General features: G+C 37.3%; 17 protein-coding genes. 14 read left to right on the top strand and 3 right to left on the bottom strand.

The features are described from left to right. Positions 1-834: 834 nt before the first annotated feature. Positions 835-2136 (bottom strand): N-acetylmuramoyl-L-alanine amidase family protein, encoded by a 1302-nt coding sequence (locus FD29_RS00270; protein ID WP_057886987.1) that lies wholly within the window; start codon positions 2134-2136, stop codon positions 835-837. Between the two features lie 323 nt (positions 2137-2459). Between FD29_RS00270 and hisS the strand changes: the two genes are divergently transcribed. The 4 genes from hisS (at position 2460) to FD29_RS00250 (ending at position 9265) form a co-directional block, all read left to right on the top strand. Further along, positions 2460-3731, top strand: coding sequence for a histidine--tRNA ligase (hisS, locus tag FD29_RS00265; protein WP_057886986.1), 1272 nt, complete (start codon positions 2460-2462; stop codon positions 3729-3731). A 2-nt stretch (positions 3732-3733) separates the two neighbouring features. Further along, positions 3734-5503: an aspartate--tRNA ligase gene (gene aspS, locus FD29_RS00260; RefSeq protein ID WP_057886985.1), complete on the top strand. Its 1770-nt coding sequence runs from the start codon at positions 3734-3736 to the stop codon at positions 5501-5503. A 206-nt stretch (positions 5504-5709) separates the two neighbouring features. After that, positions 5710-8865: an L-type lectin family protein gene (locus tag FD29_RS00255; protein ID WP_057886984.1), complete on the top strand. Its 3156-nt coding sequence runs from the start codon at positions 5710-5712 to the stop codon at positions 8863-8865. Then, a complete protein-coding gene (locus tag FD29_RS00250; protein ID WP_147007892.1) occupies positions 8819-9265 on the top strand; it encodes a hypothetical protein in 447 nt (148 codons plus the stop codon). Before FD29_RS00255 ends, FD29_RS00250 begins: the two co-directional genes overlap by 47 nt. Positions 9266-9476: 211 nt before the next feature. Here the strand turns inward: FD29_RS00250 and FD29_RS00245 are convergent, their stop codons facing one another. After that, positions 9477-10340: a MurR/RpiR family transcriptional regulator gene (locus FD29_RS00245; RefSeq protein WP_057886982.1), complete on the bottom strand. Its 864-nt coding sequence runs from the start codon at positions 10338-10340 to the stop codon at positions 9477-9479. A gap of 166 nt (positions 10341-10506) precedes the next feature. Here FD29_RS00245 and FD29_RS00240 point away from each other — a divergent pair, with 166 nt between their 5' ends. The 7 genes from FD29_RS00240 to FD29_RS00210 all read left to right on the top strand — a co-directional run bounded on the left by FD29_RS00240 (position 10507) and on the right by FD29_RS00210 (position 16187). Then, positions 10507-11541: a Gfo/Idh/MocA family oxidoreductase gene (locus FD29_RS00240; protein ID WP_057886981.1), complete on the top strand. Its 1035-nt coding sequence runs from the start codon at positions 10507-10509 to the stop codon at positions 11539-11541. Positions 11542-11551: 10 nt separating this feature from the next. Continuing rightward, positions 11552-11989 (top strand): heme-binding protein, encoded by a 438-nt coding sequence (locus tag FD29_RS00235; protein ID WP_057886980.1) that lies wholly within the window; start codon positions 11552-11554, stop codon positions 11987-11989. Positions 11990-12005: 16 nt separating this feature from the next. Continuing rightward, the gene (locus FD29_RS00230; RefSeq protein ID WP_057886979.1) at positions 12006-12983 is read left to right on the top strand and encodes a Gfo/Idh/MocA family protein; all 978 of its coding nucleotides are present in this window, start codon (positions 12006-12008) and stop codon (positions 12981-12983) included. A gap of 243 nt (positions 12984-13226) precedes the next feature. After that, positions 13227-13670: a peptide-methionine (R)-S-oxide reductase MsrB gene (msrB, locus tag FD29_RS00225; RefSeq protein WP_057886978.1), complete on the top strand. Its 444-nt coding sequence runs from the start codon at positions 13227-13229 to the stop codon at positions 13668-13670. Continuing rightward, positions 13671-14189: a peptide-methionine (S)-S-oxide reductase MsrA gene (gene msrA / locus FD29_RS00220; protein WP_057886977.1), complete on the top strand. Its 519-nt coding sequence runs from the start codon at positions 13671-13673 to the stop codon at positions 14187-14189. It abuts the gene before it with no gap. Between the two features lie 66 nt (positions 14190-14255). Continuing rightward, the gene (locus tag FD29_RS00215; RefSeq protein ID WP_057886976.1) at positions 14256-15134 is read left to right on the top strand and encodes a YitT family protein; all 879 of its coding nucleotides are present in this window, start codon (positions 14256-14258) and stop codon (positions 15132-15134) included. A gap of 159 nt (positions 15135-15293) precedes the next feature. Next, positions 15294-16187 carry a deoxyribonuclease IV gene (locus tag FD29_RS00210; protein ID WP_057886975.1) on the top strand — a complete coding sequence of 298 codons (894 nt, stop codon included), beginning with the start codon at positions 15294-15296 and terminating at the stop codon, positions 16185-16187. A 100-nt stretch (positions 16188-16287) separates the two neighbouring features. Here the strand turns inward: FD29_RS00210 and FD29_RS00205 are convergent, their stop codons facing one another. After that, on the bottom strand, positions 16288-17109 hold the full coding sequence (locus tag FD29_RS00205; RefSeq protein ID WP_057886974.1) for a pyruvate, water dikinase regulatory protein: 822 nt from the start codon (positions 17107-17109) through the stop codon (positions 16288-16290). A gap of 122 nt (positions 17110-17231) precedes the next feature. Here FD29_RS00205 and rpsU point away from each other — a divergent pair, with 122 nt between their 5' ends. From rpsU to ybeY, 3 genes are all read left to right on the top strand, one after another. Beyond that, entirely contained in the window at positions 17232-17414 is a 183-nt protein-coding gene (rpsU, locus tag FD29_RS00200) for a 30S ribosomal protein S21 (RefSeq protein WP_010019742.1), read from the top strand. A 315-nt stretch (positions 17415-17729) separates the two neighbouring features. Then, positions 17730-18707: a PhoH family protein gene (locus FD29_RS00195; protein WP_057886973.1), complete on the top strand. Its 978-nt coding sequence runs from the start codon at positions 17730-17732 to the stop codon at positions 18705-18707. A gap of 16 nt (positions 18708-18723) precedes the next feature. Further along, positions 18724-19194, top strand: a complete 471-nt coding sequence (gene ybeY, locus FD29_RS00190; protein WP_057886972.1) for an rRNA maturation RNase YbeY — start codon at positions 18724-18726, stop codon at positions 19192-19194. Positions 19195-19250 lie beyond the last annotated feature (56 nt).

Here is a 19250-nt window from a genome sequence, read left to right as displayed (position 1 = left end):
CCATTCCAGACTAAACGGTTTTTTATTTGTTTTACATTAGTAGTGTTAAAATTTTAGAATTTAATGATTCGATACTTTATTTACGATAATACTAAAATAGGTCATCCAGCTGATTTTTGGATGGCCTATTAATATATCTAAATAATTGTATGTAACCAAACTTGAAAAAGAACCATATTGCGAACCAGAAGTCATTTTTGGGTAAGCAGCAAGATTATAGACTCTTTTTTGCCTGCTTATAATTTTTACGATATTTTTGCCATTCAGTTTTGTCCATTAAAAAGGTTTCACCAGTGTTCATGTTTCTGACTGTCAAAACTGCCGAGAAGAAGTAAAAATCAAGTAAAGAGATAATCAGAAAGATTCCACCGATTCCGCGTAAAAATAAGGTTACTAACCCGATAAATAATTCAATGTATTGGCGTTTATTAAAAGTGCGAAATAGTTTGGGGAGTTTTTGATCTTGATTATATACTTGCATGGCATTTTTAGTTGGCAACTGCCGTTTAAAATTTCTGATAATGATACCCCCTTAGTCTGGATTTAATTATATCAAAATATTTATGATTATTTGTAATTCAATTGTAGATTCCGCTATAAGACGGTTTCGCCACGTTGAATTACTTCGTGGTGGTCTTCATATCACGACCGTAACCGATGTACCCCGATTGATCGACTTGGGAAAAATCTGGTTCTGAATGCCTTCTTTACTCTTTAACACAACTATAACAAAAAAATTTTTCTAGGGTAGATAAATACTCGCATAACGACAAAAAAATCAATATTCAAAGTTCGAATATTGATTTTTGATTGAAAATAATAAACGTTGCATTTTTATTTGAAATATTCTTTCAAACCATTGGTTACATCTTTAGCAACTTGTTGTTTGTAACTATCAGAATTGATGTACTTGTAGTCTGACTTAGAGTTAATATAGCCTAATTCGATCAAGACAGAAGGCTGACTGTTGTAGTGCAAGACATAAAGGTCTTTTTGAGCCGTCCCACGACTACCGATTGATAGTCCCTTGAGTTGAGCGTTCAAGTCATCAGCTAACTGACCATCTTTATTCTTGTTATAGTAATAAGTCGTTACACCGGAACCAGAATTTGCTTGAGCACTGGAATCGAAGTGCAAACTGATAAAGGCATCAGCTTGGATCTTACTTGAAAGTCGAGCCCGATCGCCAAGCGACTTGCTATTGTCACCGGAACGAGTCAAGACTACTCGAGCACCGGTTTGTTCGAGCTGTTGCTTGATAGCTTTAGCATAGGCAAGCGTGAAGTTCTTTTCATAGGTACTCTTCTTTGATTCAGCACCAGAGTCATCGCCACCATGTCCTGGATCGATAACAATCGTTGCTTCAGAAATGTTAGTTGCGGCTGACTTAACGGCACTCTTAGTACCCGAGATCGTTACGACCCAACTGGCGATGTAGCCAACTGAACCGTCAGAGTCACGAACTTTGTACCATTTACCATCTTTGCTCAAGTAATCAAATTGTTTGCCGACCTTAACGGTTTTGACGACTCGACCATTTTGATCAGGTTCGATCCGTAACTTGGTATTAGGTTGGGTAACAGTGACTTTCTTGATGTCATCGTCAGAAGTATTGGAATTATTTGTTGAACCAGATGTCTCTTGAGTGCCTTGGATGAAGTTGGATTTGACCCAACCAGCAGTGCCATTGTAAAGGATCTGAGTCCAATCTTGTTCCTGATACATGATAGTGACTTTTTGGGATTGTTCGATCGTTCCTAAGACATTGCTGCCGGCGTCGGCATTTTTGAACACAGTCGTATTAGGGACTTTAACGATTCCAACTTTATTGGTTGCCGAACTAACTTCAGTGTTGTCGATCAACCAGCTGGCGACCCAGCCAATTTTATCTCCGGATAATCTAACCTGATACCATTTGTTTTTTTCGGCTAAAATGGCCAATTTGTCACCTTTTTTGACTTGACCCATATTGGCGTAAGATAGTCCCGGGCCGATACGGACATTGACAGAATCCGATTGAACGACGACAGCATTAGCACTGGCCAAAGCGACTGTCGACCAACTGGATAAGGCGAGTAATAACAAAATAGCAACAAGGATCCGGTTTCTAATAAAAAATTTAATAATTCTTTTCATTTGACTGATCCCTCAATTGTCTAACTACTGATAATCTTATATCTATATATTACTTAATTATCAGAGAACTTAAAAGAATAGAATGCAAATTTCCCTTGAAAACTTGACTTTTTTCACGTTTTTGATTAATTTATAAATATATTCTAAATCAAATTAAATCGTTTTACAGAGAATCTGGCAGCTGAGAACAGATAACGATTATTTGTGTGACGTTTTTTATCGTCTGGCAGGCGTTAACTGCAGCAAAAAAACTAGGTGGTACCGTGCAAATTGCACCCTTGTCTTATTTAGACAAGGGTGTTTTTTATATTAAGGAGGATTTTATGCGTTATCAAAAACCAAAGGGGACAATGGACATCTTACCCGGCGAGTCAGCCAAGTGGCAATATGTGGAATCCATTGCTCAAGATACTTTTAACAAGTATCGTTTTTCTGAAATTAGAACTCCAATTTTTGAATCATACGATGTTTTTGAAAGATCATCAGGTGATACGTCGGATATCGTTTCAAAAGAAATGTATGACTTCAAGGACAAAGGTGACAGACATCTTGCTTTGAGACCAGAAGGTACAGCCGGAGTCGTTCGTGCCTATGTTGAAAACAAGCTTTACGGACCAGAACATATCAAGCCTTATAAGGTTTGGTACAAAGGACCTATGTTCAGATACGAACGTCCTCAATCAGGTCGTCAACGTCAATTCCATCAGATTGGGATTGAAGCCTTTGGTTCTGATTCACCGGAATTAGATGCTGAAATCATTTCAGTTGGTTTGGAATTCTTGAATCGTTTAGGAATCAAGAATTTGAAGGTAGCCTTGAATACTTTGGGTGACCCGGAATCACGTGCAAACTATCACCAAGCTTTAGTCGATTACTTTACACCGTTCAAAGACCAATTGAGTGATGATTCCAAAGTTCGTTTGGAAAAGAATCCTTTGAGAATCCTTGATAGTAAAGATGCTAACGATAAAAAGATCGTTGCCAATGCACCTTCAATCTTAGATTACTTGAATGAGTCTTCACAGAGACGCTTCGACTATCTAAAGGAATTGCTTGATGACCTTGATATCAACTATGAAGTTGATTCAACCATGGTTCGTGGCCTTGATTATTACAACCACACAATTTTTGAATTCATGGTCACAGATCCAGCTTTTGATAACAAAGAAATCACAGTTTTGGCTGGTGGTCGTTACAATGGCTTAGTTGAAGAACTTGGTGGACCAGAGACACCCGGAATTGGTTTTGGACTTGGGGTCGAACGTTTGATGCTCTTGCTTAAGGATGAAGATCTTCCTAGTCAAGATGATCTTGATGTTTACTTAGTAACCATTGGGGAAAAAGCTGAACGTGCTTCAGTCAAAATTCTTTCTGGCTTGCGTAGAGCCGGGTTCACTGCAGATAAAGATTATCTACAAAGAAAAATCAAAGCTCAATTCAAGACAGCCAATAATTTGAATGCTAAATACACGGTAACTATTGGTGATCAAGAATTGGAAAATGATACGGCTAATGTTAAAAACATGGCAACTGGCGAACAAGTCAGCGTATCATTGGAAAATCTAGCTCAAGAATTGAAAAAAATCGAGGGATAAACATGGAAGAAAGAACAGATTATTGTGGCAACATTACTGAAAAGTATGTTGGTAAAAAAGTTTCTTTAGATGGTTGGGTTCAACGACGTCGTGATTTAGGTGGTTTGATTTTCGTTGACCTTAGAGATTACAAGGGCATCGTCCAATTGGTTTTCAATACAGATAACCAAAAAGCACTTGATGTCGCTGAAACATTGAGATCAGAATACGTTATCAACGCTATCGGTACAGTTAGACTTCGTGGCGAAGGCGCTACTAACGAAGATATGACAACTGGTAAGGTCGAAGTTGTTGTTGAAACAGTTGAAGTACTTAACAAGTCATTGACACCACCATTTGAAATCAAAGATGGTATCGACTCTTCAGAAGAAACTAAATTAAAGTATCGTTATCTTGATCTTCGTCGTCCTGAGATGCAAAAAGCTATCAGAACTCGTGCTCAAATCAAGCATTCAGTTAATGAATACTTGTACGAAAATGGCTTTATCGATATCGAAACACCAAACTTAACACCATCAACACCAGAAGGTGCTCGTGATTACCTTGTTCCTTCACGTGTTTATCCTGGTAAGTTCTTCGCTCTTCCTCAATCACCACAATTGTTCAAGCAATTGTTGATGGTCGGTGGATTTGACCGTTACTTCCAACTAGCACACTGTTTCCGTGATGAAGATCTTCGTGGAGACCGTCAACCAGAATTTACTCAAATCGATATTGAAACTTCCTTCATGAGTAAAGAAGAGATTCAAACTGTTACTGAAGGACTTATCGCTCGTGTTATGAAAGACGAAAAGGGTATCGAAGTTAAGACACCATTCCCAAGAATCGACTGGGATGACGCTATGGACCGTTACGGTTCAGACAAACCAGATATTCGTTTTGGCATGGAACTACAAAACTTGAATGAGACTTTGAAAGATACTGAATTCAAAGTCTTCAAAGGTACTATCGACAACGGCGGTCAAGTTAAGGCTATCGTTGTTAAAGATGGCGCTGACAAGTATTCAAGAAAGAACATTGAAGCTTACCAAGAATACATCAAGCGTTTTGGTGCCAAAGGACTTGCTTGGGCTAAGTTCAACGACAACGAATTGACTGGTGGCGTATCTAAATTTATCAAAGACCACGAAAGTGCTTTGGTTGAACGTTTAGGTCTTGAAAACAACGACTTACTATTATTCGTTGCTGACAACAAGAAGGTTGTTGCTGATTCTCTAGGTTATTTGAGAAAAGCTATCGCTAAGGAACAACACCTCTACGATCCTAATGAATTTGCCTTCACATGGGTCGTTAACTGGCCATTATTCGAATATGATGAAGGTATTCAACGCTGGACAGCTGCTCACCACCCATTCACAATGCCTAACGAAGAAGATGTTCACTATCTAAATGATGGCGAAGATCCTCACAAGGCTTACGCCCAAAGTTACGATATCGTTCTTAACGGTTACGAACTTGGTGGTGGCTCAATCCGTATTCACGATTACAAGATTCAAGAGAAGATGCTCAAAGCTTTGGACTTCACCAAAGAAAAAGCTTACGAACAATTTGGCTTCCTATTGGATGCTTTACAATACGGTTGTCCTCCACATGGTGGTTTGGCTATTGGTTTGGATAGATTTGCTATGCTTCTTTCGCAAAAGGATAACATTCGTGATGTGATTGCTTTCCCTAAGAACTCAAATGCTAGTGAACCAATGACACACGCTCCACTGGAAGTTGCTAAACAACAATTAGATGATCTTGGAATTGAGATCAGTAAAAAAGATTAATTATAAAGTATAAATAGAAAAAGGTTATATCAGCTTGTGAAAATTTGCTGATGTAACCTTTTTTTGTCCGTTTAATAAACATTTTTTAGGCATAGCATTTTTCACACCCTAATAAAAGCCCTTACAAAAATCGAACTAATAATCCCATTAATTAATTTATAATTAAATATACTAAAAACAAATTGATTAATTGGGGGGAACCAAAAATGCGTAAACAAATAACATGGTCATTAATGCTTTTGACGGTTCTTTTTGCAGCCTTAGGGTTATTTCATCCACCAGCAGCAATTAAGGCTGCTTCGACTGCTAAAGTGTATACCGTTTCTACAACCGAGGATATTTTCAACAATACACCTAAGGGATTGAAACTACAGGATTTTGTATCGACGCCAGAATATTACAAGAATACCAAAACTGGTGCGACTGAAGCTTTTAAAAGTTCTGATAAATTATATAAGGTTGGGGACACAACAAATCCATATCACAACAAGGCTGATATTATTCAGTTGTTGAGTGCTAATTCAAGTCAGAGTTCACAAATCGGCTCATTTTGGGGCAATGTTAAAGGGACTAAAGACGATCCAACTTATAATTTTTTTGATTTAACTAAATCGCAGGAAATTTCAGCTTGGATCTACAACGGTAATGATGACAGTAAGGCTACCGATGGCTTTGCTTTTGTTCTCCAAAATGACAATGATGGTGAACAAGCTATTTCTAGAAGCAATGGGATGCCAGCTGGAGGTCAGACACTAGGTGTTTGGGGTGGTGGCGATATTGACCCCCAGACTAGTTTGACAAGTGATTATGGTGGTATTAAAAACAGTATTGCCATTGAAATGGATCGGTATTTGAATCAAACGCCGGGGAGCATTAGTTACACTAAGAATAATTATTTGGACTTTGATGATTTTTCAAGTACTGGTTTTGTCAGAAATCAACTAAAAGAAAAGCATATGGCAATGGGTTATCCTGGAGAGTCCTCTACATATAAAGAGGCTGGTAATTATTCGACGGGTTTAATTCTTAATAGAGTCAATCATTATTATTACTATATGGGACACCGTGGTCCTGTTCAAAACCGGATACCAATGGCAGGATATGAAGCTAATGAACCTGCTGCCAATGAAACCAAAACAGATCCCATAAAAGCTTGGCGGCACATCAAAATCAACTATACACCACCGGCAAGTGGATCTACAACGGCAAAATTAACATTTGCAATCAATGATAAGTTTGCTGATGGAACGATCAAACCACTGACTCAACGTGATAAGAAAACTTATGACATTGACATTTCAAAATTAAATGCTTCTAAAACAAATAAGGTACGCTGGGGATTTACGGCTGCAACTGGTTCACCTGAGAGTAACAAGCAGGATGTTGCGATGATCATTGAAAAAATGCCAGCGGTACTTGATATTAAAAAACAAACTACTTTGCATGATGATACAAAAGATATCGGCAGTTCATACGATGATGAAACTCAGACAACTAGCAAAGTTATTACTGCTAGTGATGGCGATGATTTAACTTTTACTTATGATTTGACTTACGACGGTGGATTGACAGCTTCTGGTGATATTAAGACGACGATTGCTTTGCCAGAAAATGTAAATTATTCCGGTGACAGTGCAGGAAATATTGGTAAGATCACTTATAAATCAGCTAGTGGAACAACTACAACTAAAGATATCAATAAGAGTGAGATCACCGATGTTGATATTACGATACCAGGGGCAACCTCGACAGATCCATCAACGACCAAACGAGTCCCAGGTTTAATAGTGTCAATTCCTTCATTGGCAAAAATCGGTGATAACGCTAGAGTTGAACTCAAAGGACAGGCCCAAGCACCAGCCAGCGACAAATTGCAAACGACTTCAGTTGATTCAGCTCATACATCATTTGAAAGTGAGTATTTTTCAAATGATACAATGTCACCCGAATTTAAGATCGATAATGAGAAATTACAAATCAGTACGACTGATGAGATGAATCAAGAATTAAAGGGTGATGATACGGCTAAATTTAATCTTCAAGCCAGTTATTTAAGAGGTAGTAAATTTGATGGAGAAGATATGATCGCCAAGGCTGCCGTTTATGATGCTGATGGCAATTCGATCAAGGTCGACGGATTACAGACGGTTTCAATTGCCAAAGATCAAACTACCGGCAATGTTTCATTCGATTATCCATTGTCAGACTTAACGCCTAATCAAACGTATACTTTTAAAGTTACATTGAGCGACAGCAGTAGCCGGATTTCTAATACTTTGACTTATACGATCAAAGTTGCTGACCAGAAGCAATTGGTTTTGACACGTTCAACTTATAAAGATTACTTCTTGACCGAACGTGATAGTAATAATTTAACGCTTGGCTTTGACATTACCTATGACGACAAGAGTGACGTTAATCCGGATGAAGTTACTAGATATATCCAAATTGACGATCAGACGCCAACGAGTGCTAGTGCTGGTCCAGGAACTACTCAACCGATTATTAGTCAAGGCTTTAAGATTGATTTACCTAAGCTTTCTTATGGCGTTCATACAGCTAAGATCTATGCTAACGATGGCAAACGTGAATCCAACGTTTTGAATTATAAATTCAAGGTCATTGATAAGGGCTTGGTCTTGGAGCCGGAAAAAGATACGATCGATGTTACGAATAATGAAGCTGTGAAATTGAATTGGAACGTGAAGTACAGCTCTGAAGTCGATAATTTGGAAGATGGGCAAGTAGCACCTGAATATATCAGAAGAAAAACGTTACAACTGAAAACGGAAGAAGACGCTGATTTTAAAGATATTGCTTTATCAAGTATCAATATCAATGCCATAAATGTTGACAGTAATAATAATTTCTCGATCACGCTCAATCCAATCGGCTTTGGCTCACAAAAAGCAGATGAAGATCTGGATGTATTAAAAGCTGGTCGCAATGAATTGAGGTTCTCGGTTTCTAACGGAGGATATACATCAGAAACTAAAACGATCGTGATCAATGTCCCTAAGTTAAAACCGCAAATCGATCTGCCAACTTCAGAGATTTACTTTAATAAATTGAGTGATCCCTTGAGATTTAATTTCGACTTCTCTTATCCAGAAGATGATACTTATACTACTAAACAAAGTAGGACAAAGATGAAATTGGCTTTGGACAACGGTGAAAATGTTACTTTATTGCATCAGAAGAGTAATTATAACGACTACAATGTCTTACCACTAACGGTAGCGTTGATGCCAAGTTCCATTGAAGCCAGTGCTGATAATCGTGAAATTAAAGGAAACTTGGTCGTGACAGATGTTTATGAACGAGTGGGCTCAAACGCCGATGACGTTCAACTATTCATCTAAACTACTCGAATTGACGGTCAATAATAATTATCGATTTGAAGATATTAAACCAGTTGATAGATTTGGCGACTATATCAAACGTGATGGCGAATGGAAAGTTAACGTCAATAGTTTGAATGCCAAGTGGAATTTAAAGGCTCAGTCAGATGGAGTCTTCAACCAACGTGACACAGACTTCTATGAACCGTTGATTTTTATGAACAAAACTAACGACAAACAAGAGCTTTCCAATAATCCAATTATTGCCAGTCGCAGTACTGCAATAACTTCGCAAAATCAAATTGAAAATATCGCTGATGACTGGTCAGACGATGAAGGTATCTTACTAGAAAATACTCAACCTAATTTATCAGGTGAGTATAAGGGGAAAATTAGTTGGACTTTGACGGAGGCACCTTAAATAGTGCAAAATTTTAGAGAGTGTGACAGAACTCAGTTAATTTCCGAACGATAATAGCAAAAACCACAATATTCGAATTATGAATATTGTGGTTTTTGCTATTATGTGGAAGAAGTTGAGTTCTGTTGCACTGTATGCTGTATGCTGCATATTTAATGAAAAACATGGTTGTGTTCCAGAGACGTCATTTTGTTGACTAAAAGTCGATTAGTCATGTTGTTAAAATATTATTTTGGGTTAATTTATCATAATTATTTTGTAAATTAATCAAATTATCTTTATAAGCTTTTGAATAAACAATGGAAAAGAGCGTATCCAATAAATATTCGAATGTAATCTGGGAGGCGAAAGTACTGACCTTGAAAAAGTTGTATTCATCTTGAACAATCAAAATTGTCTGAGTTGCGAAGGTCTTTAATTTACTATCGGGATTACCTGTAATTAATAAAGTAGGAACTTTTTGTTTATTGAGAAAGCGAATTATTTTTAAGTATTGTTTGCTATCGCCCCCATAAGAAATAAAAATTGCCAAATCATCACTGTTTAGACTAACGGAGGTCCAGGAGTCGTCTCCGTATTCTTCAGCCAAGATTGCGAAACGATTTATTTTTACCAGTTTATTTTGAAAACTACGGGCTCTAATTTGAGTGTCTCCAAATGCAAAGAGAACTAGTCGTTTGCTTCGAACGATTTTATTAGCAGCCTCGGCGAGAGATTTTTCGTCCAATTGTGTTAAAGCTTTTTTAACTGTATTGATTGTTAAATCAGCAATGTTTTTTGCTACATCAATAGCAGTATCAGCTTCCGAAAATGGGAAATTAGCATCTACATCATTTAACTGGGATAGTTGCTGTTGAGCCGCTTTGATAATATCGTGTCGCATAGAACGATAACCATCATAATTCATTTTTTGGGCAAAACGAACGATAGCTGAATGAGAGGTGTAAGTTTCTGCAGCCAGGTTTTGAATCGACATTTCAGAAACGCTAGCCAAATTATCTTTAATATAAGTTGCGATTCGCTGCTCATTTTCAGTCAAATCATTTGTGTGTTCAAGTTTATCTAGAAATAGCATATTTTTTCCTCCTAAAGCAATTATACATATATTTTCTGAACAAAATGTTTATGCAAAAGTTCATAATCTTCGTTTCTTTGAAACCTGTAACCAGTATCTAGCAAAAGGGTTATCTGTGATGGAGTTGATTGATAGAGTTTAGTCATAGGAGTTAGGAGGAATTGATATGAGAAAATTAACGATTGCATATATTGGAAATGGTAAAAGCGCGAACCGGTATCATTTGCCATTTTCTTTGAAATTAAAGGATATTATTAAAGTTAAAACGATTTATGCACCACATATTGAACATGATGTTTGGAAAAAAATTGAAGGTATTAATTACACGACTGAAATTCAAGATATTTATGATGATCCAGAGGTCCAATTAGTAGTCTTATCAGTCCCTGCCTCAGCACATTATTCTTTAGCCAAAGAAGTGTTGAATCATGGTAAAAATGTTTTAGTAGAGAAGCCTTTTACTGAAACTGAATCGCAAGCCAAAGAACTGTTCCAACTGGCTAAAGAGAAAGGGTTATTGATTCAATGTTATCCAAATCGTCGATATGACTCAGATTTTTTGACGGTCCAGAAAGTGATTGAGAGTGGCAAATTGGGAGATATTTTGGAAGTCGAATCAACCTATGACTATTATCGCCCTTATGTACCTGAAGGTGAGAAAGAATTTTCAGTTGGTCACAGCTATCTTTATGGACATGCTTGCCATACTTTGGATCAAATTATTTCATATTTTGGTAAGGCTGATAAAGTTCACTATGATGTTCGACAGTTGCTTGGCAAAGGCCGAATGAATGACTATTTTGATATTGATATGTATTACGGCGTAATGAAAGTATCAGTGAAATCTAGTTACTTTAGATTAGTGCCACGTCCCAGCTTCACTGTTTATGGTAAAAAAGGTGTCTTTGTCAAACAAGATATGGATCGTCAAGAAATCGATTTGAAACATTTTTACATGCCAGATCATGAGGATTTTGGGATCGACCGTCCTGAAAATTACGGTACTTTAACGTATATGGATGATCAAAACCAATATCATCAAGAAAAAGTTGTTTCAGTTAATGGTGACTACAGTCGAGTTTACCAAGGTTTATACGATGCAATAATTAATCACAAATCTAAAACAGTCAAAGATGAAGAAACAATTTATCAGATACATATGTTGGAAACAGGAATCAAACAGCTTACTAGTGCTGAATAAGGAGGACAACATGATAGATCTGAACGAAGTTTTACAAGAAGAAAAAAAGTTACGCTTTTCAGAATTTTCCAATCAAATAGCTTTAGAATTTGCTGCTGAAGTTGAAAGAATTATCAATGCTGAATCTGACAAGCCAGTTGCTGTCCGAGTGACATTAGACGAGCAAACGATTTTAGATTATCGTACAAATAAACGTCAGGGAAGTGGCTGGCTAACGCGCAAGGTTAAAAAGGTTATCAAAGCTCAGCACAGTTCAATGTTTGTTTTTTTGAATCAGACTAAAGATCCATTCCAAAATTGGATTGGGGATGAGTCATATGCTGTTTGTGGTGGTGGCTTTCCACTTTATATTAACGACCAGTTACGAGGCGTCTTGGCAGTCTCTGGTTTAAATCATCAAGATGACCATCGTGTGTTAGTAACGGCTTTAAACAAAATAATTAAATAAAGAAAGAAGAATAAATTTGAAACTAGCAATTTTTGGAGCGGGAATGATCGTTAAGGATTTTTTGACCATGATTGATAATTTACCTGAAATTAAGTTAAACGCCATCATGGGAGTTGAGAATGATTTACCAGTGATGAAACAATTTCAAACTGAACATCATATTAAAGAAATTTATACAAATGTAGCAGAATGTTTACAAAAAGCCGACATTGATACGGTCTACGTAGCATTACCCAATTTTTTGCATTATAAATTTGCCAAACTAGACTTGGAAGCTGGTAAAAATGTTATCTGTGAGAAACCATTTACTTTAAATTCACAACAATTAGCTGAGTTAAAAGATTTAGCTGAAAATAAACATTTGATTTTAGTGGAAGCTATTACTAATCAATATTTAACAAATTATCGTGAGTTGAAACAAGATTTGAAACAATTGGGGGATGTAAAGGTTGTAGAATGCAACTATTCTCAATACTCGCATCGTTATGATGCCTTTTTGGCTGGTAAAGTTTTGCCAGTCTTTGATCCTAAAAAAGGTGGCGGTGCTTTAATGGATCTCAATATTTATAATATTCATTTTGTCGTTGGATTATTAGGCGCTCCTTCAAAGGTACATTACTATGCCAATGTTGAACGTGGAGTCGATACCTCTGGTGTACTGGTATTAGACTATCCAGAAACGAAAGTAATTTGTATCGCTGCTAAAGACTGTACGGCTGAGGTCACTTCAACAGTTCAAGGCAATAAGGGTTCGATAGTAGTAAAGGGGCCAACGAATGTTTTGGATAGTTATAATAAGCAATTAAATGGTGAAGATGATATTCACGTGGATAAAAAGGTTTGTCAGCATCGGATGTATGAAGAATTTCAAGAATTTAATAAAATGATTCAAGATAAAGATTTGACGGCTGCTAAATCAAGAATGGATCACAGCGTTGCAGTTATGAAAGTTGTCGATACAGCTTTAGCAGACGCTCATATCAAATTAGGTTAAAAATAAAAAATTAAAGAAAACATCATGTAAGAATCAGGTCAGTAGCATTGTCAGTGCTTTGGCCTGTTTTTTTGTTCAAGCGATTTTTATTGAATTAATTATTAAAAAGATATTAGAGAATAATTTAAATCGCGTACAATTCAATTATTACAGAGCAAGTGACAGTAAGTCTTTGAGCTAAGTGGTGGAATTAATATTCGAGAAGTTTATACTAAAATGTATAAATTGAGGAGGAGTGATTTTATGTCAAATGAATATAAGAAGAATCTAACCAATTTGTCAGATGAAGAAATTGCGGTAACTCAACACGCTGCCACAGAGCGTCCTTTTAGTGGAAAGTATGACGATTTCTACAAAAAAGGTATCTATGTTGATGTTACAAGTGGCGAACCCCTTTTTTCATCGGCTAAGAAATACGATGCCGGTTGCGGTTGGCCTTCATTTACGGAACCAATTGCTAAGTTGAAAGAACACCGTGATTCTTCCTTTGGCATGGAACGGACTGAGGTAACGAGCAAGTCAGCCGGATCGCATTTGGGACATGTCTTTACTGATGGACCACTTGATCGTGGTGGATTGCGCTATTGTATCAACTCAGCTGCTTTGAAATTTATTCCTTATGAAAAAATGGATGAAGCTGGTTACCAAGATTATAAAAAATACGTTGAAGATGGAGATGCTGAATAAATGAATAAACAAACTGCAATTTTTGCCGGTGGTTGTTTCTGGTGCATGGTCAAGCCATTCGATGAACAACCAGGAATTATCTCGGTTGTATCAGGATACTGTGGCGGACACGTCGCAAATCCTACTTATGAACAAGTTTGTAGCGAAACGACTGGACATGCTGAGTCGGTTGAAATAACTTTTGATGCGGATGTGGTCTCATATAAAGACTTAGTTGAATTGTACTGGCAGATTGCCGATCCAACAGATGCAATGGGGCAATTCCAGGACCGCGGCGACAGTTATCGACCAATTATTTTTTACAAGGATCAGACGCAAAAAGATATTGCCGAATCGTCTAAAAAGGCCCTTGCTGAATCAGGTGAATTCGACGAACCAATCGTGACTCAGATCTTGCCAGCAACGACTTTTTATCCAGCTGAAGACTATCACCAAGATTTTTATAAAAAGAATCCTGAACGCTTTGAACTCGAAGAGAGTGCCGGTCGGGCTGATTTTATGGAAAAACATCGTAAATAATCTGAAAACTTTCCTATTTGTGCTAATATGTTTAGGTAACATAAGACAATTAGGAGAACGTTTAGTATGGGTGAAATAGATAAGTTGCTTGAACGGCATCAGTACTTATCCAAAGTATCAGTAGCATTTTTATATTCAATTGCAGTATCAATTGCGGTTAACATGTTTTGGACACCAGGTGGAATTTATGGTTCTGGTGTAACCGGTGCCGCACAATTGATCTCGACAATTTCACATCGATGGTTCCCATTTAATATTTCAACTGCCATTATGTATTTTGCATTGAATGCGCCATTGTTTGTACTGTCATGGAAAAAAATCGATCATAAGTTTACTGTCTTTACAGTAATTGCGGTCGCTTTAGCCAGTACGATGATGCACTTGTTGCCACCCGTTAAGATCACAGCTGATCCGTTAGTATGTGCGATCTTTGGTGCGGTAGCCAATGGATTTGGTACAGGGATGGCCTTGAGAAACGGAATTTCAACCGGTGGTATCGATATTTTAGGAATTATTCTACGTAAAAAAACCGGTAAGAGTGTTGGTACGATCAATATTATGTTCAACATCTTTATTGTTGCCTGTGCAGGCTTATTATTTGGTTGGGTACATGCGCTTTACAGTGCGGTCAGTATCTTTATCAATGGGCAAGTGATCGATATGATTTATAACAAGGACCAAAAACTCCAAGTTATGATCGTTACTTCTAAACCTAAGAATGTCATTACACAGATTCAAAATGAGATGAGACGTGGTATTACGATAGTGCACGATGCCGAAGGTGCCTATAAACATGAAGAAAAAACTATCTTGTTTACAGTCATTTCTCGTTCAGAACTATATGATCTAGAAACAGCTATGGCTAAATCTGATCAGCATGCTTTCGTTAGTGTGACCGATACGGTTAAAGTAATGGGGCGTTTCTATCAAAAACATATTTACTAATAGAATTGTTCAATTCTTGAATAACAAAAAACAGTGGAGTCAACCATCACAGGTTGAGCCACTGTTTTTTTGTAAAATTGAATTTTGGATTTTCATTTCCGAATAGAATTTGGATCAATGCTATAATTTATTAGATGTTTTAAAAAGGAGTGTATTGAAATGATTATTGGTTCCCATGTAGCAATGAAAGCCCCCAACATGTTAGTTGGTTCAGCTAAAGAGGCCCACAGTTATGGTGCTAATGCCATGATGATCTTCACCGGAGCACCACAGAATACGCGTCGTAAAGATATTTCAGAGATGAAGATTCCTGAAGGGAAAAAGCTATTAAAAGAATATGGCATCGATCACATCATCGGTCATGCCCCATATATCGTCAATCTAGGCAATACCGTTAAGCCGGAAAACTTACCATTTGGTATTTCCTTTATGCACGATGAATTCCAACGTGCTGATGCTTTAGGTATTGAAGCCTTGAGCTTTCATCCAGGAGCTCATCTGAAACAAGGTCCCGAAGTGGCTCTCAAGCAAATTGGCCAGGCTTTAAATGAGGCTATCTATCCTGAACAAAAGGTCTCAGTAGCGATTGAAACTATGGCCGGTAAGGGAACTGAAGTTGGGGTCACTTTTGAACAGATTGCTCAGATCTTTGATAATTGTGCGCAAAATGATAAATTGTCCGTTACAATGGACACTTGTCACATGAATGACGCCGGTTATAATGTCAAAGAAGATTTCGATGGTGTTTTGAATGAATTTGATCACATTATCGGTTTAGACAAACTATCAGTCATCCACTTAAATGATTCGAAGAACGAAATGGGTTCACACAAAGATCGCCATGACAATATCGGCTTTGGTACGATCGGTTTTGAAGCCTTGAGTTATGTTGCCAACCATCCACAACTACAAAATGTTCCTAAAATTATGGAAACGCCTTACGTCAAAAACGATGAAAATGATAAAAAAGGTGTTGCTCCATACAAACAAGAGATTGCAATGTTACGTAATAACAAATTTGATCCTGACATGAGAACTAAATTGGTTAAATAAAAAAACTTATATCGGTTAGCATCTGCTAGTTGATATAAGTTTTATTTTTGCTTTGAAGTTAATTAAAAGAAGTTAAGGAACAATAATTGATCAAATGGGATTAACTCTTGTGGTAATCGTTAAAATTTAATTTTTCCATGATAATAGCCGCAGTCTCTTCAATTGAGCGGTCAGCAACGTTGATCACTGGACAGCCGAGTTTCTTGTAGATACCGTTGGAGTAGTCTAATTCTTTTTGAATCTCGCTTTCGTCGGAGTAAGTCGTGCGGGAATCCAATCCGTAAGCGATCATTTTTTGTTTACGAATTTTCATCAAAACATTCATATCGTTAGTGAGGCCAACGATCTTTTTAGGATCAACCTGCCATAATTGCTCTGGGAGCGACATTGAAGGTCCTAATGGTAGATTAGCCACCTTGATGTTTTTATTGGCTAGATAGAGCGATAGAGGCGTTTTGGAGGTTCTGGAGATACCCAACAGAACTAAGTCAGCATCTAAAAAGCCTTTAGGATTTTGACCGTCATCGTTAGTAACGGTGAATTCCATGGCGGAGATCATGTCAAAGTAATCTTTATCCAATTCGTGAAGCAAACCTTTTTTACGCAAAGGTTTTTGGTGAGTCATTTGTGAGAAAGTCCCGATGATTGGATTTAAGATATCGTAATAAACGATACCGTGTGTTTGACAAAAAGAATTGATGATCTCGCAGATCTCAGTTGAAACGATTGTGTGTAAAACGACCGCATGCTTGTCATTTGCCAAGTTTAGGATGTTATTTAGTTGTTCATCCTTTTTTATAAAGGGGTACTTAGTGTAGGAAGTGTTCATTTCTGGAAACTGAGCAAAAGCTGCTCTAGCAACTCTCAGAGCTGTTTCTCCGACACCATCTGATAGTACAAAAACGTCCAATTTTTGATTCATAATAAATTCCTCCAAAAAAATTTAAAAAAATATTTGAACATTAGCTTCTTTTTGTTATAATAACATATGAACTGCAAGAGACATAGACAGTTACGTTAACAATCGAAGGGAGGGATTATCATATGGCAAAAACCGTCGTTCGTGAAAACGAGTCGCTTGATGATGCTCTTCGTCGATTCAAACGTTCCGTTTCAAAGAGTGGTACTCTTCAAGAATATAGAAAACGCGAGTTCTACGAAAAGCCAAGTGTCAAGAGAAAGTTAAAGTCTGAGGCTGCTCGTAAGCGCAATAAGAAACGTCGTTAAGATGATTCCGAAAGGTTAAAACATTTATGTTTTAACCTTTTTTTTGTCCCAAATTTTCAAGCTAGTCCAAGTAATATCGTAGCTAGTCTCATCGGCATAGTGACATTGTTAATTAATGAATTAGAGTGGTAAAATAATAGAACGAAGTCTAATATATATTAAGTTTTTAAGGGATCGACAAGTTTATGATCATTGAGATTACGAAGAATCATTCTTTATAACCAAATGTGTAGCTATGACAAGTAAAAAAGTCTATTATCGTTGATATAATAGTACTCTGAAATAAATTATCCAAAACAGGAGGATTGGTGTTTATTGGCAGAAAAAGATGAACTAACTAAGAAAAGCATTCAGATCAAGAATCCTCAAAATGCGGTCAATCTTTTTGGCGTGAACGATAGCAATTTGCAGTTGATCGAAGAAGGGCTCAATGTCCAGATCAATGCCTTTGGCGATCAATTGGATGTGACTGGCTCTGAGGTTGACGTCAACAATGCTTTGGCATTACTTAAAAAATTGATGGAATTGGTTCATTCGGGAATTAGTTTGGGTGCAGCTGATGTCGTCAGTGGACTCAAAATGCTCGAAAAGGGAACCTTAGATTACTTTGGCGATTTGTACAAAGATGAATTGATCAAAGATTTTGGTGGCAAACCAGTTCGAGTCAGAAATTTCGGTCAAAGACAATACATCAATGCCATTAATCATAATGATATTACTTTTGGAATTGGACCAGCTGGTACTGGTAAAACCTACTTAGCTGTCGTCATGGCAGTGGCTGCCTTGAAAAAAGGGACCGTTAAGCGAATTATTTTAACCCGTCCAGCTGTTGAAGCCGGTGAAAGTCTTGGTTTCTTACCTGGGGACTTAAAAGAAAAGGTCGACCCATATATGAGACCTATTTACGACGCTTTGTATGCCATTATGGGCTCAGATCACACTGGTCGCTTGTTGGAACGTGGCGTGATCGAAGTAGCTCCGTTAGCGTACATGAGAGGCCGTACGTTGGATGAATCATTTGTCATTTTGGATGAAGCTCAAAATACGACGCGTGAACAGATGAAGATGTTCTTGACTCGTTTGGGCTTTGGTTCCAAGATGATCGTAAATGGTGATATTTCTCAGATCGATTTACCAGGACATACTCGCAGTGGTTTAGTTCAAGCTCAAGCTATTTTGGGCAACTTGCCACATGTTGAATTTGTCAATTTCAGTTCCGCTGATGTTGTAAGACACCCAGTTGTAGCTGAGATCATTGACGCTTATGAAGAATCAGATAAAATCGAAAAATAACTATTGGGGATTTATTATGGACTTAGAAATTTTTAATGATGATAATTTAATTGATCAAGATCGTGAGAATTGGATCAAGGATATTGTTCAATTTGCTTTCAATAAATTGGAATTGAAAGACAATACACAATTATCGATTCACATCGTAACAAAAGACAAGATCCACGAGATCAACAAAAAATATCGTGATACTGATCGTGCAACTGATGTTATCAGCTTTGCTATTAACGATGGTGAAGATTCGCTGGACTATTTGGAAGCACAAATTCCAGATCTACCAGTGGATTTGGGCGATCTCTTTATCAGTGTTGAAATCGTAGCTGAACATGCCAAAGAATATGAACACTCATTTGACCGTGAATTAGGTTATACGATCGTTCATGGTATCTTGCACTTGAATGGCTATGACCATATCAAGCCTGAAGATGAGAAAGTCATGATCGGTTTACAAGAAAAAATCCTTAGTGCTTATGGATTAGAAAAATAATAAACAACCTAAGATTAGTTCTAAGTAAAGATTAAACTCTTTACTTAGAACTTTTT

Origin of the sequence: Companilactobacillus mindensis DSM 14500, assembly GCF_001434275.1 — a bacterium.
In the GTDB taxonomy this organism is placed as follows: Bacteria; Bacillota; Bacilli; order Lactobacillales; family Lactobacillaceae; genus Companilactobacillus; species Companilactobacillus mindensis.
This window is presented reverse-complemented; position numbering and strand designations above follow the sequence as displayed.

Coding starts and splice junctions, on each gene's coding strand:
- FD29_RS00270 (WP_057886987.1), bottom strand. CDS start 2,136: ATGAAAAGAATTATTAAATTTTTTATTAGAAACCGGATCCTTGTTGCT.
- FD29_RS00245 (WP_057886982.1), bottom strand. CDS start 10,340: ATGCTATTTCTAGATAAACTTGAACACACAAATGATTTGACTGAAAAT.
- msrB (WP_057886978.1), top strand. CDS start 13,227: ATGTCAAATGAATATAAGAAGAATCTAACCAATTTGTCAGATGAAGAA.
- FD29_RS00240 (WP_057886981.1), top strand. CDS start 10,507: ATGAGAAAATTAACGATTGCATATATTGGAAATGGTAAAAGCGCGAAC.
- FD29_RS00255 (WP_057886984.1), top strand. CDS start 5,710: ATGCGTAAACAAATAACATGGTCATTAATGCTTTTGACGGTTCTTTTT.
- ybeY (WP_057886972.1), top strand. CDS start 18,724: ATGGACTTAGAAATTTTTAATGATGATAATTTAATTGATCAAGATCGT.
- aspS (WP_057886985.1), top strand. CDS start 3,734: ATGGAAGAAAGAACAGATTATTGTGGCAACATTACTGAAAAGTATGTT.
- FD29_RS00210 (WP_057886975.1), top strand. CDS start 15,294: ATGATTATTGGTTCCCATGTAGCAATGAAAGCCCCCAACATGTTAGTT.
- FD29_RS00235 (WP_057886980.1), top strand. CDS start 11,552: ATGATAGATCTGAACGAAGTTTTACAAGAAGAAAAAAAGTTACGCTTT.
- FD29_RS00215 (WP_057886976.1), top strand. CDS start 14,256: ATGGGTGAAATAGATAAGTTGCTTGAACGGCATCAGTACTTATCCAAA.
- rpsU (WP_010019742.1), top strand. CDS start 17,232: ATGGCAAAAACCGTCGTTCGTGAAAACGAGTCGCTTGATGATGCTCTT.
- hisS (WP_057886986.1), top strand. CDS start 2,460: ATGCGTTATCAAAAACCAAAGGGGACAATGGACATCTTACCCGGCGAG.
- msrA (WP_057886977.1), top strand. CDS start 13,671: ATGAATAAACAAACTGCAATTTTTGCCGGTGGTTGTTTCTGGTGCATG.
- FD29_RS00250 (WP_147007892.1), top strand. CDS start 8,819: ATGAACGAGTGGGCTCAAACGCCGATGACGTTCAACTATTCATCTAAA.
- FD29_RS00205 (WP_057886974.1), bottom strand. CDS start 17,109: ATGAATCAAAAATTGGACGTTTTTGTACTATCAGATGGTGTCGGAGAA.